12 protein-coding genes are annotated in these 16,982 nt (G+C 67.7%); 6 read left to right on the top strand and 6 right to left on the bottom strand.

Going from position 1 to position 16,982, the window contains the following annotated elements; translation table 11 throughout:
• Position 1: 1 nt before the first annotated feature.
• A complete protein-coding gene (locus ACNQPB_RS03925; protein WP_498749291.1) occupies positions 2–853 on the bottom strand; it encodes an SDR family NAD(P)-dependent oxidoreductase in 852 nt (283 codons plus the stop codon).
• 145 nt (positions 854–998) lie between these two features.
• Positions 999–2,498, bottom strand: coding sequence for an amino acid permease (locus ACNQPB_RS03920; RefSeq protein ID WP_498749289.1), 1,500 nt, complete (start codon positions 2,496–2,498; stop codon positions 999–1,001).
• Positions 2,499–2,943: 445 nt separating this feature from the next.
• Here ACNQPB_RS03920 and ACNQPB_RS03915 point away from each other — a divergent pair, with 445 nt between their 5' ends.
• Positions 2,944–3,702, top strand: a complete 759-nt coding sequence (locus ACNQPB_RS03915) for a LysR family transcriptional regulator substrate-binding protein (protein ID WP_498749287.1) — start codon at positions 2,944–2,946, stop codon at positions 3,700–3,702.
• Positions 3,703–3,712: 10 nt separating this feature from the next.
• Here ACNQPB_RS03915 and ACNQPB_RS03910 read toward each other — a convergent pair whose 3' ends face one another.
• The gene (locus tag ACNQPB_RS03910) at positions 3,713–4,903 is read right to left on the bottom strand and encodes a serine hydrolase domain-containing protein (protein ID WP_498749927.1); all 1,191 of its coding nucleotides are present in this window, start codon (positions 4,901–4,903) and stop codon (positions 3,713–3,715) included.
• Between the two features lie 55 nt (positions 4,904–4,958).
• The gene (locus ACNQPB_RS03905; protein WP_498749286.1) at positions 4,959–6,647 is read right to left on the bottom strand and encodes a biotin carboxylase; all 1,689 of its coding nucleotides are present in this window, start codon (positions 6,645–6,647) and stop codon (positions 4,959–4,961) included.
• A gap of 338 nt (positions 6,648–6,985) precedes the next feature.
• Between ACNQPB_RS03905 and ACNQPB_RS03900 the strand changes: the two genes are divergently transcribed.
• Positions 6,986–9,886, top strand: coding sequence for an NPCBM/NEW2 domain-containing protein (locus ACNQPB_RS03900; RefSeq protein WP_498749284.1), 2,901 nt, complete (start codon positions 6,986–6,988; stop codon positions 9,884–9,886).
• 132 nt (positions 9,887–10,018) lie between these two features.
• Here the strand turns inward: ACNQPB_RS03900 and ACNQPB_RS03895 are convergent, their stop codons facing one another.
• Positions 10,019–10,483 (bottom strand): iron chaperone, encoded by a 465-nt coding sequence (locus ACNQPB_RS03895; RefSeq protein WP_498749282.1) that lies wholly within the window; start codon positions 10,481–10,483, stop codon positions 10,019–10,021.
• Between the two features lie 95 nt (positions 10,484–10,578).
• Positions 10,579–11,247: a GntR family transcriptional regulator gene (locus ACNQPB_RS03890; RefSeq protein WP_498749281.1), complete on the bottom strand. Its 669-nt coding sequence runs from the start codon at positions 11,245–11,247 to the stop codon at positions 10,579–10,581.
• A 106-nt stretch (positions 11,248–11,353) separates the two neighbouring features.
• Between ACNQPB_RS03890 and ACNQPB_RS03885 the strand changes: the two genes are divergently transcribed.
• The 4 genes from ACNQPB_RS03885 (at position 11,354) to ACNQPB_RS03870 (ending at position 16,953) form a co-directional block, all read left to right on the top strand.
• A complete protein-coding gene (locus ACNQPB_RS03885; RefSeq protein WP_498749279.1) occupies positions 11,354–12,112 on the top strand; it encodes a LamB/YcsF family protein in 759 nt (252 codons plus the stop codon).
• 70 nt (positions 12,113–12,182) lie between these two features.
• A complete protein-coding gene (locus tag ACNQPB_RS03880; protein WP_498749277.1) occupies positions 12,183–13,517 on the top strand; it encodes an MFS transporter in 1,335 nt (444 codons plus the stop codon).
• Between the two features lie 47 nt (positions 13,518–13,564).
• Positions 13,565–15,193: a 5-oxoprolinase subunit B/C family protein gene (locus ACNQPB_RS03875; RefSeq protein WP_498749275.1), complete on the top strand. Its 1,629-nt coding sequence runs from the start codon at positions 13,565–13,567 to the stop codon at positions 15,191–15,193.
• Complete coding sequence (locus ACNQPB_RS03870) at positions 15,193–16,953, top strand: acetyl/propionyl/methylcrotonyl-CoA carboxylase subunit alpha (RefSeq protein WP_498749274.1); 1,761 nt, start codon at positions 15,193–15,195, stop codon at positions 16,951–16,953. The genes ACNQPB_RS03875 and ACNQPB_RS03870 overlap by 1 nt, the downstream gene beginning before the upstream one ends.
• The last annotated feature ends 29 nt before the right edge of the window (positions 16,954–16,982 follow it).

Genomic DNA, 16,982 nt, shown 5'->3' with positions numbered 1-16,982 from the left:
CTCAGGCCATCCCGGCCAGCTGCGAGCACGCGTTCCACAGGCGCTTGCGGGCTTCGGGGTCCGATCCCATGCCGGGCGTCGGAAGCTGCTTGCGCTTGGCCCAGAGCTTTCCGGAGACCGCGGCTGTTTCTGCTGACGTGGCGAGCCAGAGCGGAGTGTCTGCCGCTTTGTCCGCAGGCGCTCCGAAGGTGTTGGTGACCCAGCGGAAGGGACCGCCGACGTCGCGCAGCAGCGTCGTGTCCTTGACCAGTCCCGGGTGGACGGCGTTCGCCACCACGCCCGAGCCGGAAAGCCGTTCGGCGAACTCCTGGGTGAGGAGGATCCGGGCAAGCATGGTGGGCGGCGTCGAGCGCAGGTAGCTGTACTTGCCCTCGGCGGTCTGCAGGTCCTCGAAGTTGATCCTGGTATTGCCGTATCTGGAGGCAATATTCACGATGCGGGCGTTGCCGCCTGCCGCGGCCGCTTTGAGCGGGTCCAACAGGAGCGTGGTCAGCAGGAAGTAGGCCATCACGTTGGTGGCGAAGGTCAGTTCGAGCCCTTCGTGCGTCACCTCGCGTTCCTTGCGGAACACCCCCGCAGCGTTGACGAGCACATCGAGCTTCCCGTGGCGGGACAGGAACCCGGAGGCCGCCGCACGGATCGAGGACTGGACCGAGAGGTCGCAGGCCAACGGCTCAAGCCGGGCGCCAGGGACGAGTTGCTTGATGGCCTTGGCCGCCTCTTCCGCCCGGGCGGCGGAGCGGCCGAGCACCACCACCAAGGCGCCTTCCCGCGCAAGGCCGCTTGCCACGGCTTGTCCCAACCCGCTCGCCGCGCCCGTCACCAGCGCCACGGTGCCGTTCATGGAAGCCATCGTCTCCGCCTCCTGGGCCTTGTTCTGCCCGGCGGCTTGCCGTGCAGTCCTGCGCTCATTCTCCTCGAAGCCACCGGGACCCGGAAGCAAAAAGCCGCCCCGGTCCGTAAACAGACCGGGGCGGCAAATGCTGTGTCAGCCGGAACTAAACCGTTGCGTCGGCCGGAACCTTCGCGTCGGCGTCGTCCTCTGCCTCAAGCAGCTCTTCTGCAAGCGCCGCCGGGATCGCCTTCCGCTTGGCGTAGCGGAAGTGGAAGAACACGTAGCAGGCAACCGTGAACGGGACGCCGAAGTACAGTGCCGCCACCTGCGAGGGGTCGAAGGCGATGCCGATGATGGACCCCAGGCAGGCCACGAAGGCCAGGATCGGCACCAGCGGGAAGAGCGGCGCCTTGTAGGACAAGGTGGACACGTCCCCACCGTTGCGGACGAATGCCCGGCGGTGGAAGTAGTGCGAGGCCGCGATGGACATCCACACGGCCACGGTGGCGAAACCGGCGATCGAGATGAGCACCAGGTACACCGTGGTCGGAGCCACGATGCTGCTGACCAGGGAGGCCAGGCCGCCCAGCAGGCTCACCAGCAAGGCGGTCAGCGGGATGCCCCGCTTGGTCAGCTTGGCGAATGCCTTGGGGGCGTGCCCTTCGTCGGCCAGGGAGAATAGCATCCGGGCGCAGGAGTAAAGGCCGCTGTTGCCGGCGGAGAGCAGCGCGGTGATGACCACGAAGTTCATGATGTCCGCTGCGTAGGGGATCCCGATCGTGGAGAAGACCGTGACGAAGGGGCTCTCGTCGAGGCCGGCCTTGTCGTACGGGATGGTGGCTGCGATGACCGTGATGGCGCCGATGAAGAAGATCACCAGGCGCAGGACCGTGGTGCGCATGGCCCGGGGGATGCTCCGGGCGGGGTCGGCTGTTTCGCCGGCGGCGACGCCGATCAGTTCCGAGCCGGAGAAGGCGAAGAACACGGCCAGCACGGTGACCAGCACGCCGGTGAAGCCGTTCGGGAACAGGCCGCCCGCCGTCGAGAAGTTCTCAAAGAGGTGCGGGAAGTGGCCGCCGGCCATCGGGTGGAAGCCCAGGAGCGCGGCACCGCCGAGGATGATCAGGCCGACGACGGCGGCGACCTTGATCATGGCGAACCAGAATTCGCTCTCGCCGAAGACGCGCGAGGAGATGGCGTTCATGGAGAACAGGATGGCGGCGAAGACCAGACACCAGATCCACACCGGGACCTCGGGGAACCAGCGCTGCATGAGCACGCCGGCGGCCGTGAACTCGGAGCCGATCGCCACGGCCCAGGTCAGCCAGTAGAGCCAGGCCGTGGTGAAGCCGGTGGCGGGGCCGATCGAACGGGCGGCGTAGATGTGGAACGCGCCGGACACCGGGTACGCGATGGCCAGTTCGCTGAGGCAGGCCATCACCAGGTAAACGACGACGGCGCCGATCAGGTAGGCGATGACGGCACCGAGCGGTCCGGCCTGGGAGATCGTGTACCCGGAGCTGACGAACAGTCCGGAACCGATCACGCCGCCGAGGCCGATCATCACCAGGTGGCGGGCTTCCATAGACCGCCTGAGGCCGGCCTTGGCCGGTTCTGCCGGGGTTCCCTGTGTGTCGGGTTCTTGGAGCGGAGCAGCGCTCATGGATCCTCCGTTGGGTTATTGCCTAGGCAAAGTCGGGCGCGCAGAAAGAGCCGGACAACGCCGGAATCTGCGGGGGTCTGGTCTTCAGGGTATGGGGGGAGCACCCGTACGGACCATTTCGGTGATCAAGCTAACACCGCCCGGGACGGCCCATGAGAGCTCAGGCACATTGGCAAAGGATCGTCACCGATGGGCTTCGGCTTGGCCTGCTGAGCAACAGCTTGGCTGATGCTGGGGCGGAATTGTTTCAAGCATTGCTTGGGTTTGCTGCTATCTTGGCCCGCCCCCTCGCCCGGGCCGAGTCCAGCATGACTGCACTAGCCCGGTTTTTGCGCCTTGCATGCCGGAAGATTCACGGCGTGATGGCAGAAGGGACCCAGAAGATGGGCCGGTTCAGGCATCCTGACAAAGGTTCTTCCTGGCCGCCACGCGGTACTGTGAACGGGTGCCAGCCGACCACGATCCCGCCCCCGCATCTGACGAATCAGCGACCGAGGAGACAGACGCCCCCCGCGAGCTCCGCTTCGCCTACGTGCCAGGGGTGATGCCGGGCAAGTGGATCCGGCGCTGGGAAGAGCGCATGCCGGACGTTCCGCTGCATGCCTTCATGACCGACGACGCCGCGCAGCTTTCCGTCCTGGGCGACGGTTCGGCGGACCTCAGCTTCGTCCGCCTGCCGGTGGACCAGGAGGGGCTGCACGTCATCCCGCTCTATGAGGAACAGCCCGCCGTCGTGGCGCCGAAAGGCCACGAGATCACGGTCTTCGAAGACGTGGACCTGGCCGACCTTGGCGAAGAGAACTTCCTGGACATCGCCGAAGTGGGCGGACCGGAGATGGCCCTGCAGGTGGTGGCATCGGGTGCCGGCCTGGTGATCATGCCGATGCCCATGGCCAGGCATTTCAACGTCAAGGACACCGTGGCCCGCCGGCTCCACGGCAGCGAAGGAACCCGGATCGCGCTTGCCTGGCCCAAGGAGGCCACGGACGAGCTCATTGAGGAATTCGTCGGCGTGGTCCGGGGCCGCACCGCCAACAGCTCCCGGCAGCCTTCGGCCCAGCAGGAGAAGCCGAAGAAGGCCCCCAAGCCGGACCGCCGCGGCAAGGCCGGCGCGGCTGCCGGCGCCAAGAAGGTGGCCCAGCGCTACGCCCCGAACCCGGACAAGGGCCGCGGACGAGGCTCCCGGAAGAAGGGCAAGCGCTAGCTGACGCTGCTCAGACGGCAACCCTTAGGGCCGCGCTGATGGCATCGAAGGCCCGGATGGTGGGGAAGAGCCTGCCGGCGTCCTGCGGGTAGGGCCAGCTGGACAGCTTCACCGCCACCACTTGGGCGGTCCGGTTGACGTAGATCATCTGGCCGTGGATACCCAGGCAGAGAAAGACCTCGTTGCCGGGGTATGGGAACCACAGCTGGTTCCGATACATGCCCCCCGGCATCCGGTTGTCTCCCGGGCTTGCCGCGAACGCGTCGCGCGAATCGAAGGCGCCGTTGAGCGTGCTGGCCATCCACTCGGAGGACAGGATGCGCTCGCCCGTGAGGGAGACGCCGTCGTTCAGCAGCACCGAACCGAAGCGCGCCAGATCCCGCAGGCCGGCGTTGATGCCGCCGTCGAACATTCCGGTGCCCTGGTGATCCACGCCGATGGTGGCGTCGGCCTCGGCGCCGATCCGGCTCCACAGCAGCCGCGACATGAGTTCGGGCATGCGGGCGCCGCCTGCCGCCTCGCAGATCAAGCCCAGCACGTCCGTTTCGCACGAGCGGTATTCGAACGGTCCGCCGTGGGGGCCCTTTTGCCGCAGGGTGAGCAGGAATTCGTACATGCTGGCAGGGGCGCCGGGATCGCTTCGGGGCGCCCATCCGATGGCCCCTTCAAGGAGCCGGACTTCGGCCGAAGGGTCCAGGTAGTTCTCCGAGAAAGCGATGCCGGAGCGCATGTCCAGGAGGTTCCGGACCGTGGCTCCGGCATAGCCGGATTCCGCAAGGGCGGGGACATAGCTGCTCAGCGGGGCCTCGGGATCCAGCTGTCCGGCATCACACAACGCGCCGGCCACGGCTCCCACCAGGGACTTGCTGACTGACATCAGCAGATGCGAGGACGCCGGGGTCATGTCCCCGAAGTACTCCTCGACCAGGATTTCGCCGCGGTGCATGACCAGCCAGCCGTCGGTGTCGGTGGTGGCAATGACGTCGCGGACGGTGGCCGCATAACCGATGCCATCAACGGGCGGCACCACAACGGCGTCCACGGTGGACGGCACCGATGGCAGGACTGCCACCGGGCCGTAGCCCCGCGAAATGCTGGCCGTGGGAAGGAAATCTGCCACGTGCTGGAACGTCCAACGCAGGTTTTCGGCCGACTGCCAGTTGCTCAGGTCGATCCCGGCCGGGTACCCCTTTGAATCCATTCCGCTCACGCGGCCTCCTTGCCTCCAGGGGAGCTGACTCCCGGTTTGCTCATGCTCAGGACTTCGCACCGACCGTTTCAGCCGGCACCGTCTCGTCTTCAGCCGCCAATGGTATCCCCCTGAAACCGGCCCGCACGGAATCGACAAAGTGCCGCGCCCGGATGGTGAGCGAAGTCCCACCGTTCACCCCGGTCTGCAGGCGGCCCTTCGTCACCAGGACGCCGAGGTCCGCCCCCTTCCAGCGGTAATCGCCCGGGCCGTAGATCCGCAGGAAGAATGCCTCCGTCTCGTCCTGCAACTGGTGCCAGTCCAGCGCTGCCCGCCGGAAGACGAGGGCGCCGGCGGCGTCGAGGTAGTACTGCCCGGTGCTCGGCGTCGCGACCAGCTGTTCCACGAGCGGGGAGGTTTCCTTGATGATCATCTGGCTCCAGAGATCCGCACCGGAAAGCTTCTCCCACCGGGCGTTGATCTCGTCCACGTCCAGCTCGAAATCCACGTCCATGAACTCCAGGAGATGGAAGAGGAACAGCGGAACGTCCGCGTAGGCGCCGGCCGTAACATTCGTGATGGCCGAGGCGCCGCTGATCCGCGGATTCAGTTCGCCGAGATAGACGTGGTCCGTGTCGGTATCCACCAGCACGTCCACTTCGAAGAAGCCGCGGTAACCCTCCTGCCCCAGGCGGTCACCGAGCTTCCGGACCAGTTCCGTGGCCCCGTGCCGTTGCTCCGGGGTGAGGACCTCGGGATGCATCTCGTTGCCGCACCAGCCGCCCTTATAGGGCGTCAGTTCGCTGTAGCCGGTCAGTTCCGTGAGGAACGGCCCAACGACGGTCCCGCACCGGGTGATGACGGCTTCGACCGCGACGGGGAGATTGTTGATCCGCCGCATGACCTTGAGGTCCTGGCCGACAATGTCCGCACTGTGCTTGTCCCAGTCCGCCTCGGAGGAGATGAAGAACGTGGTCTTTCCCGAATCCCCGTAGGGCGTCTGCACAACGAGGTCGTCGCCCAGCTTCGCCTTGCGGGCCGCTGCGCGCAGGGTCTTGAAGCTTGAAACCTTGGTGAGGATGTTGGGCGCGCTGGCCACTCCGGCCTCATTGCCGAGCTTGGTGGTGACGATCTTGGAGTCAAGGTGTTCGCGGAGGGAAGCCGGCGGCAGGATGAGGTCATAACCCAGTTCCCTGCAGATGTTTTCCGTTTCCTCGTTGAAGAACACCATGGCTACTTTGGGCCGGACGCCTTGCCGGACACCCCGGGTCATGTGTGCCCTGACTTCGGCATTGTTCAGCAGCCAGTTGTTGATCTCCTCGCCGCTCTCGAACTCCTGGTAGGGCTTGTTCGACGGCGAGAACACCCGCGGGTGCGCCCCGTCCCAGGCGTCGTAGTAGGAGACGTAGGAGAAGTTCCGCACCCAGCGGTCCAGTCCCAGGAGGTTGAACGGGGCGGCTCCCACGAAATAGATCGGGGTGCTGTTGGTCCGGAAGAAATGCCGCACTTCCGAGATGTTCCGCAGCGTATCCGTGGTGGCCCGTGGTGCTGTTTCCAGGGGAGTGCCGGCGTAGGCGGCATCGGTTCCGATGCTCACGTCCCGGGACTCCGGAAGGTCCACGGCGGGCTGCGTTGCGGGCGCGGCCGGGCTTGGTTCGGAAGCCTTGGCGGCAGGAGTCTTCGCCGTGGATGTCGTCTTCCTTGCCGCAGCCCTCGGTGGGCGCTTCCCTGCTGCGCGGCCTGAATTTTCAACCATGATGAACTCCCTCCAGTCCAAGTTCCTTGCTCAGATGCTGCTCTGCGCCGGGGCGCGGCAGCGTCAGCCCACTGTGGCATGGGACACATGTGGGGGTGCAAGTAAACCTTTCCACGGCTGGCGATTCGCTGTGCAAGGAGCCAGTGTGATTCCCCAGGGCTGTGCATATCCACAACGATTTGGCTATTTTCCGCCGAAGTTTGCCGTTATGTTTCGCGGGCCCGGGGCGGGGTATCGATGGCTCGCGTTGGTTCCTGTTCAAGTTTGTGCACCTCGTTGACCCCTTGTGTGCGTTTCGCAAAAGCTGTGCAGGGAAGCACTCAATGAGGAGACCAACCTTGTCCGCAAGAACGCAGAAAACACGAACCCTTGCCAGGAACCTGGCCGCCATCGGAGCCTCGGCCGCCCTGGTTGCGGCCGGCGTCGGCACCGTTCCCGCCGCGGTCGCCGCCGAGATACCCCCGCCGCCCTCCGGCGTCGCGTACGCCAGCGACGTTCCCTGGGCCAGCATGAGCAACGGCTGGGGTCCGGCCGAACTCGACATGAGCAACGGCGGCCAGGCCCTCGGCGACGCGAACCGGCGCCCCCTGACGATCGCCGGCACCGTCTATCCGAAGGGCCTCGGCACGCACGCGCCGTCGTCCATCAGCTACAACCTGGGCGGCCAGTGCCGGCAGTTCCTGTCCCAGGTGGGCATCGACGACACCCAGGCCGACCGCGGCCGTGTCGATTTCCGGGTCCTGGTGGACGGCGCCGAGCGCTTCGCCGCCGAGCGCAAGGGCACCGACGGCGCCCTGCCCGTCAATGTGGACCTGGTAGGGGCCACCACCCTGGAACTGCGCGTCGATGCCGGGCCCGAAGGCAACGGCAACGACCACGCCGACTGGGCTGATGCCCGCATCAACTGCTCGGACAGCTACCTCGCCGCGCCGCTGCGCCTGGAGGGCTCAGCCGGGACGAACCTCAACGCGCTGGTCCCCGGAACCCCGGCCACCGTCGTCGTGCGCGACCTCAAGCCGCTGGGGCCGGTCAGCCTCGCCTTCCGCGGCGAAAAGGTGGCCGACGCCGTTGCTGACGCCGCCGGCGTTGCGACCATCACCTTCGTGGTGCCCGCCGGAGCCGCGGGCGGCACGGCTGAGCTGACGGCCAGCGGCACCGGTCCGTTCGACGTGGCCACCAGCGGCGCCCTCGGTTCGCTCGTGGTCCAGCTCAGTGACGCGAAGTTCTACGTGGACTGCTCGGCCCCGAGCCCCGGCGACGGCAGCCAGGCGAGCCCCTTCAACTCAATCGCCCAGCTCAACGGCCACGGCCCCTTCAACGCCGGCGAATCGATCCTTTTCCGTGCCGGTACCAGCTGCACGGGTGCGCTCACACCCGCGGGCACCGGCGTCGCGGGACACCCGATTACCCTCGCCAGCTACGGCGAAGGCGCCAAGCCCACCATCAACGGCAACGGCGCAGTGGCGGCCATCCAGATCACCAACGCCAGCCACTGGACCGTCAGCGGCCTGCACGTGGTGAACCCCTCGGACACGCAGATGCGGCGCGTGGGAATCCTCTTCGAAAACAGCGGCACGGCGCAGACCGCGGGCATCGTAGTGACCGGTAACCATGTGGAAGACGTGGCCGGCTGGCGCAACAAGGCCACCAACGGGGCCGGCTTTGCGCAATCCGCCGGGATCATGGTGCGCACCTGGGGCAAGGGCTCGGTGGACGGCATCACCATCACTGACAACGAGGTCAACGACACTGCCGGCGGCGGCGTGAAGATCTCCGCACCGGACACCACGGAGCGCTACAACACCAAGGTGTACGTGGCCCGGAACAAGATGTACGAGGTGGGCGGCGACGCGATCGTGATCCACAACTCCGACGCCCCGCTCATCGAGTACAACAGCGGCCTCAACCTCGGCCAGGGTGCCCACCCCTATGAGGGCGGCAACTTCGCCGGCATGTGGCCGTACAACTCGAAAAACCCGGTGTTCCAGTTCAACGTGGTGGGCAACAGCACCACTTCCGTCTACGACTCCACCGCCTGGGACTGCGACATGAAGATCGTGGGCACCTGCCTCTTCCAGTACAACTACTCCTACGGGAACGCCGGCGGTTTCTACCTCAACTGCGTCTCCAACTGCGGCGGCGGATCCACCGCGGCCAACGTGGTGCTGCGCTACAACGTGGCCCAGGACGACTGCCGTATTGGCGGGTCCAGCACCGGGCCGGGCAAGCACTACATCTACAACAACACCTTCTACTGCCCGTCCCGCGGCTTCCTGGACGACATGACGGGCCCGCGCGAAGTCCGCAACAACATCTTCGTCGCGGCGGGCGGTGAGCTCCGGCCGGGCTCGGCGGTCTATGCCAACAACGCCTACTTCGGGGGACTGGTGCCGCCTGCCGGTGAGTCCTCGCCCGTGCTTGGCGATCCCAAGCTGATCGCCGGCGGCAGCGGCCAGACCACCTTGGACGTCCCGGGGTACAAGCTTGCTTCGGGCTCGCCGCTGCTGGGCGCCGGCACAGAGATCGCGGACGACGGCGGCAGGGACTTCTTCGGTAACCCCACCGCCGCTTCGGGTGCTGCAGCAGCCCCGAACATCGGCGCGTACCAGGGCCCCGGCGTCGACGTCACGCCCCTGCCCTTCGCAGCGCTGGTGAACCAGACCTCGGTGGCGAACGCGGCGAACCAGCGCAACGGCGCCATCACCGCGGACCGCCGCACTTTCTCCGAGGAGGCGCTTGCGGATGCGGGGCTGGTGAGCGGAAAACCGTACTCGGCCTTCGGCGTCGAATCGGTGTGGCACCGGACCGCCGTCGGGACGCCGGACACACTCAAGGCCGCCGGGCAGCAGCTGGCGATCTCGGGCCAGGGCCGCACCCTGCTGGTGACCGGCTTCTCCACCGGCGCGGTGTCCTCCGGTGTGGCCACGGTGCACTTCACCAACGGCATGTCCAAGAAGGTCACCATCACCCTGCCGAACTGGAAGGACGGTGTGCCCACGGACACGAGCATGCTGCTGGCGAAGTCGGCCTATTACCAGCGGCATACCCAGGCGTACATCGGCGGCGCGTCCACCGTGCTGCGCATCGATGAGCCGGCCTCGGTGTTCGCCACGAAGATCGACATCCCGGCCGCGTTCAAGGTCGCCAGCATCACCCTCCCTGCGGGCAGTGCGCTGGTGGATGAAGGCCTGAACATCATGGATGTGGCCGTCGGGAACCTGCCGGTGGGCCTGGGTTAGGACCTTACCCGGGTTGCGTTGACGCTCCCTCCCGTTTGCTTCCGCGTGTTGGCCCGAAGCCCGGGCCGACACGCGGTGCCACCTGGCTTGAGGTGAAAGCAAGCGGGAGGGAGCGTCCCGTCTTGGAGCTATTTAGCCGGCGGCTTTCTTCACGAGTTCCGCAATCCGGGCTTCGACCTCGGAGTTCAGTTCCACGAGGGCGTAGGCGACAGGCCACATCTCGCCGTCGTCAAGCTGGGCGGGATCGTTGAAACCGAGCGTCGAGTAGCGGGTCTTGAATTTGCCCGAGCCCTGGAAGAAGCAGACCACCTTGCCGTCCCTGGCATACGCGGGCATGCCGTACCAGGTCTTCGGCTCGAGTCCCGGGGCGCTTTCCTTCACGATCGCGTGGATGCGCTCCGCCATGGCGCGGTCCGGTTCCGGCAATTCTGCGATCTTGGTGAGCACCTCGCTCTCGCCGTCCTCCTTGCCGGCCTTGGCGGTGGACCCGCGCCGCTTTGCGCCCGCTTTGAGTTCCTGGGCGCGCTCCTTCATGGCGGCGCGTTCGTCTTCGGTGAATCCCTCGTACGACTTGGCGCTCTTGCTGGTCTCCGTCATTGCAGTTCCTTTCGCGCGGGCTGATGAACCAACCCTACGGCCGGGTAATGCGGCCGGCTTCTCCGGAACTGCTCGAATGCGCGAAGCCCCTGCGGCTACTCCCCGTGCACCGTGCGCTGCTGCTCTTCGGAACGGTTGAGGTAGCCGAGCAGGAGTTCGCCGGCCCGTTCCAGCTCCCCGGCTTCGAGGGCTGCGCAGATGGCCTCGTTCTCCTCAAGCCAGGCACTGTAGAAGTGCGCGTCCGAGGTGGCCTTGTGGAAGTACAGGCGCATCTCGGCCAGGACGTGCCTCATGATCGTGTCCAGCCGCTTGCTTTCGGCCAGGGCCACGATGGCGCCGTGGAAGTGCTGGTTGGCGCTGCCCAGGGCATCGTTGTCGTCCGCGGCGGCCGCACGCTTTCCCTCGTCGACGGCGGCACGGACGGCCGCTACCCGCTCGGCGCTGCCGCCGCCGCGGATCGAACTGACCTCGATGGCCCTGCGCACGGTGTAGAGATCGTGGATGTCCCCGGCTTCGAGCGTGGCCACGAAGACCCCTCGGTTGGGCTGGCGGACCACGAGCCGTTCGCTGGCGAGTTCGGCGAAGGCCTCGCGCACCGTGTTCCGGGAGACGCCCAGGTCCTCCGCGATGGTGGCTTCAGTCAGCCGGGCTCCGGGCAGCAGCATGCCCTCGGCGAGCTGGTAGCGCAGCTCCTCGGCCACGCGTTCGGCCACGGACGGCACGGCGATGCGGACGCGCGCGCTGCCGGTCTGGGTAGGTGCCATGACATGAATTTACCTGATTGTCGCAAACTCGGATCGAAGAATCGTTGAACAATCCGACGATGTAGTGCATCCTAGATGGACCACATCCAATGAGATAGGGATCACAATGGCAAGCATCGACCTGAACAGCGACGTCGGGGAGTCCTTCGGACGCTGGACCCTCGGCGACGATTCCGCGATGTTCGAGTCCGTCTCCAGCGCCAACGTGGCCTGCGGTTTCCACGCCGGCGACCCCAGCGTCATCCGCGCCACCGCGCACAAGGCGGCGCAGGCCGGCGTCGTCATCGGAGCGCATGTCGGCTACCGGGACCTGGCGGGCTTCGGCCGCCGCTTCCTGGACGTCGATCCCACGGAACTGGCCGACGACGTCGTGTACCAGATCGGCGCGCTGCAAGCCCTGGCGGCCACCGCCGGAGCCCGGGTCCGCTACGTGAAGCCGCACGGCGGCCTGTACAACGCGATCGTCCGGCACACCGCCCAGGCGCAGGCCATCGTCGACGCCGTCAAGGCGGTGGACCCCAGCCTCCCGATCCTCGGACTTCCCGGCTCGGAGGTCCTGCGCCTGGCCGAAAAAGCCGGGCTGCGCGCGGTGAGCGAAGCATTCGCGGACCGCGCCTACAACCCGGATGGCACCCTGGTTTCCCGGACCCGGCCGGGCGCGGTGCTGCACGACCCCGCCGAAGTCGCCGAACACGTGCTCCGGATGGCCACCGAGCAAAAGGTCAAGGCGATCGACGGCTCCCTCCTCAATGTCCGCGCGGAAAGCATCTGCGTGCATGGTGACTCACCGGGCGCCGTGGCCATGGCCACCGCCGTGAAGTCCGCCCTCAGCGACGCCGGCGTCAGCATCGCCTCCTTCGCCTGAACCCGTTCGCCTGAACCCGTTCGCACAGACCCCCAAACTCCCAGCAACACCCTCACCCCCGGAGGAAACAATGACAACCAATAGCAAGGCAAAGGCCGTGACAAGGAAGCCACCGGCCGGCGCCCTCAAGGCGTACATCGCCAGCCTCACCGGCACCTCGCTCGAGTACTACGACTTCGCCATCTACTCCGTGGCCTCGGCCCTGGTGTTCCCCAAGATCTTCTTCCCCGGCAACAACGAGTTCGCTGGCCTGCTGCTCTCCTTCTCGGCCTTCGCCGTGGGCTACCTGGCCCGCCCGATCGGCGGCGTGGTGTTCGGCCGGCTCGGTGACAAGATCGGCCGCAAGTACGTGCTGGTCTTCACCCTTGTGCTCATCGGCCTGGCCACCGTCCTCATCGGCGCCCTGCCTGACTACTCGGTGATCGGCGTTGCCGCCCCCACCATCCTGGTGCTGCTGCGCCTGGCCCAGGGCATCGGCGTCGGCGGCGAATGGGGCGGCGCGGTGCTGCTGTCCAGCGAATTCGGCGACCCCAACAAGCGCGGCTTCTGGTCCTCCGCGGCGCAGATCGGCCCGCCCGCCGGCAACCTGCTGGCCAACGGCGTCCTCGCGATCCTGGCCGCCACCCTCAGCAACGCGGACTTCCTCTCCTGGGGCTGGCGCGTGGCCTTCCTCTCCTCGGCGTTTCTGGTGGCCTTCGGCCTGCTGATCCGCCTGAAGCTTGAGGAAACCCCGGTCTTCAAAGCCATCCAGGCCCACGGCGACCGCCCCAAGGCTCCTATCAAGGAGGTCTTCACCACTGAACCCAAGGCCCTGATCTCCGCCGCCCTGTCCCGCGTCTGCCCGGACGTCCTCTACGCACTCTTCACCGTGTTCGTGGCCGTCTACGCCACGAAGGAACTGGGCATGACCACAGGAAACGTCCTGGCCGCCATCCTCATCGGCTCGGCCTTCCAGCTGTTCCTCATCCCGCTGGCCGGTGCCGCGACGGACCGCTTCAACCGCCGCCTCGTCTACGGCATCACGGCCGCAGCCACGGCCGCGTTCATCCCGCTGTTCTTCCTGATGATCCAGGGCAAGTCCGTGGTGATGCTGACCATCGGCGTGGTGATCGGCCTGGCGCTGCACGCCTTCATGTACGGCCCGCAGGCCGCCTACATCACCGAACAGTTCCCCGCCCGGCTCCGCTACGCCGGCAGCTCCCTGGCCTACACCCTGGCAGGCGTGGTGGGCGGCGCCGTCGCTCCGCTGATCTTCACCTCGCTCTACGGTGCGGCCGCCGGCGGCTGGTGGCTGATCGCGATCTACCTGCTGGCAGCGTCCGTGGTGACGATCGTGGGCCTGCTGCTGGGCCGCGACCCGCAGCCGGAAGAGGACATCCGGCTCCTGCAGGACGCCCAGGCCTGAGGGCCTGCCGGGCCGCGTGAATTGCCGAGTGAATTAAGGAACGGATGATGGAAACCGGGATGCAGACTGCCCACATGGTGCGCTCCGTCCGGCCGTTGGGGACCCGCGCTGTCCTCGCCGAGCTCGACAACATGCAGGACGTGTTGGCGCTGCAGTCGCTGCTGTCCGCCAACCCGCTGCCCGGGCAGCTGGACGTCCTGGCCGCCGCCGAGACCGTGATGGTGGTGGCCGAGTCCGCCGCCGCCACGCGCGCCATCGGCGCCCGGCTGCTCGAGCTGGAGCTCGGGGGGCCGGTGGAGAACCACAGTGCCCTGGTGGTCATCGACACCTTGTACGACGGCGACGACCTCGCCGAAGTCGCCGAGCTCACCGGGCTGGGCGTAGACGGCGTGATCGCCGCGCACACCGGGCAGCTCTGGACCGTGGCCTTCGCCGGCTTCGCCCCGGGCTTCGCCTACATGGTGGGCGAAAACCAGCTCCTCGAGGTGCCGCGCCGTTCTACCCCGCGCACCGCGGTTCCCGCCGGTTCCGTGGCCCTGGCCGGGAACTACTCGGCTGTGTACCCGCGGCGTTCCCCGGGCGGGTGGCAGCTGATCGGCCGCACCGGCGCCCGCATGTGGGACCTCGAGCGCGCACAGCCCGCCCTCGCCCGGCCGGGGGACCGGGTGCAGTACCGGGCCGTGCGGGAGGTCATCACCCCGACGGCGGCTCCCGTTCCTGGCGTCGCGGAGCCCGCCACCGGGATCCGCATCCTCAACCCCGGCGCCCTGAGCCTCATCCAGGACCTGGGCCGGCGCGGCCACGGCGGCCTCGGCGTTTCTGCCGCCGGTGCCCTGGACCGCGCCTCGATCCGCCGGGCCAACCGCCTGGTGGGCAACAAGTCCACCGCCGCGGCGGTCGAGACCGTCAACGGCGGGCTGACCATCCAGGCCGTGGGGGACCAGGTGATCGCTGTGGCCGGTGCGCCGTCGAGCCTCACCATCACGTCGCCGTCGGACGCTGCACCCGACGACCGCGACGGGCCGGTAACCCAGCCCCGCACCGTTCCGATGGCCGCACCGTTCGCGCTGCTCGACGGCGAGACCCTCACCGTCGGCGCCCCGGAGGCCGGCTTCCGCAGCTACCTCGCAGTCCGCGGCGGGGCCGACCTGCCCGCCGTGCTGGGCAGCCGCTCAACGGACACCCTGTCGGGCCTCGGACCGGCACCCTTGGCCGCCGGGCAACTGCTCGGCGTCGGGCAGGACACCGAATCCACCGCCGTCGGGAGCCCCGAACTGCAGCCGGACTTCCCGGCGCCTGGCAGCGTCACGGTGCTGGACATCGTTCCCGGCCCCCGCGAGGACTGGTTCGACCCCGCCGAGCTGGAGTCCCTGTGCAGCCAGGAATGGCAGGTCACGCCGCAGTCCAACCGGGTGGGCATGCGCCTGTCCGGGGAACCGCTCAAGCGCAGCCGCGAGGGCGAACTGCCCAGCGAAGGCACCATGGCCGGGGCCATCCAGATCCCGCCCGCCGGCCTGCCCGTGCTGTTCCTGGCCGACCACCCGATCACCGGCGGCTACCCCGTGATCGGGGTAGTCACCGACGAACAACTGGACCGCGCCGCGCAGGTCCCCATCGGCGGAAGCATCCGTTTCCGCGTTTCCCCCGCCTTCGGCACGAAAGAAGTGAGCAAGTAATGCGCAAGGTCCTGATCGCGAACCGCGGCGAAATCGCCGTCCGGATTGCCCGCGCCTGTGAGGATGCCGGAATCGCTTCGGTGGCCGTGTACGCGGACATCGACGCCGATGCCATGCACGTGGGCGCAGCGGGCGAGGCCTACAGCCTGGGCGGCAACAGCCCGGCCGACACCTACCTGAACATTCCGAAGCTGCTGGAGATGGCGGCCCGGTCCGGGGCCGACGCCGTGCATCCCGGCTACGGTTTCCTGTCCGAGAACGCGGACTTCGCGCAGGCAGTGCTCGATGCCGGACTCGCCTGGATCGGTCCCTCGCCGGAGGCGATCCGGCAGCTGGGCAACAAGATCACCGCCCGTGAAATCGCCGTCGGGGCCGGTGCCCCGCTGGTGGCCGGCAGCGACGGGCCGGTGGGGTCGGCCGCCGAGGCGCGCGCCTTCGCCGAAGAACACGGGCTACCCGTGGCCATCAAGGCGGCCTTCGGCGGCGGCGGCCGCGGCCTGAAGGTGGTCCGTGAGCTGGCCGAGGTGGAAGAAGCCTTCGACTCGGCGGTGCGCGAGGCCGTGGTGGCGTTCGGCCGCGGCGAGTGCTTCGTGGAGCAGTACCTGGACCGGCCGCGGCACGTCGAGGCACAGGTGATCGCCGATACCCACGGAAACGTGGTGGTCGTGGGCACGCGCGACTGCTCCCTGCAGCGGCGGCACCAGAAGCTCGTCGAAGAGGCGCCCGCGCCCTTCCTGACGTCCGCGCAGCGGGAGTCGATCTACGCCGCCGCCAAGGCGATCTGCCGCGAGGCAGGCTACACCGGCGCCGGAACCGTGGAATTCCTGGTCTCGGCCGGCGGCGCGGTGGCGTTCCTGGAGGTCAACACGCGCTTGCAGGTGGAGCACCCGATCACCGAGGAAACCTCCGGGATCGACCTGGTGCAGGAGCAGTTCCGCATCGCCGCGGGGCTTCCCCTGAGCGTCCTTTCGGACCCGGAGCCGCGCGGGCACTCCTTCGAATTCCGCCTCAACGCCGAAGACGTGGGCCGCGGCTTCCTGCCCTCCCCGGGGACGGTTGCGTCCTTTGTTGGGCCGACCGGTCCGGGCATCCGCTTGGACACCGGGGTCCACGCCGGCTCGGTGGTCCCGCCGCAGTTCGACTCCCTGCTGGCCAAGCTGATCGTTACCGGCGCGGACCGGCAGCAGGCAATCCGCCGTGCCCGCCGGGCCTTGGCGGAGATGGAGATTTCGGGTTTGGCCACGGTGCTGCCGTTCCACCGGGCCGTGCTCGAGGCCCCGGACTTCACCTCTCCGGATGCCCTGCGTGTGCACACCCGCTGGATCGAAACCGACTTCGCCGGATCCATTCCGACGGATCCGGAGTACAGCCCGGCAGCCCCTTCCGGTGAGCGCCGCACGATCACGGTGGACGTGGACGGCAAGCGCCTCGCCGTCGGCCTGCCCGCCGATCTGCTGGACGGCTGGGCGCGTTCGGGTGGTTCCCTTGCGGGAGTCTCCTTTGCGCCCGACGGCGGTACTTCCGTTCCGTCCGACGCTTCCGTTCCGGAAAGCGCCCTCGTGGCCGGCATGGCCGGCACGGTGGTGAAGTGGCTGGTGGAACCCGGCGCGGAAGTTGCGGCGGGTGATCCACTGGTGGTGCTTGAGGCGATGAAGATGGAAACCCAGGTTCCGGCACATCGCGACGGGACGCTGGCTTCAGTGGTGTCGGCCGCGGGCGGCGTGGTTTCCGTCGGATCGGTGCTGGGGCATATCGAGTAGGAGCGTCGGCTACCGGGCTTTGCTTGCCC

The organism is Curtobacterium sp. LFS079 (assembly GCF_047977865.1).
Classification (GTDB): domain Bacteria; phylum Actinomycetota; class Actinomycetes; order Actinomycetales; family Micrococcaceae; genus Arthrobacter.
Note: the sequence above shows the minus strand (reverse complement) of the source record. Positions and strands in the feature narration are given on the sequence as shown.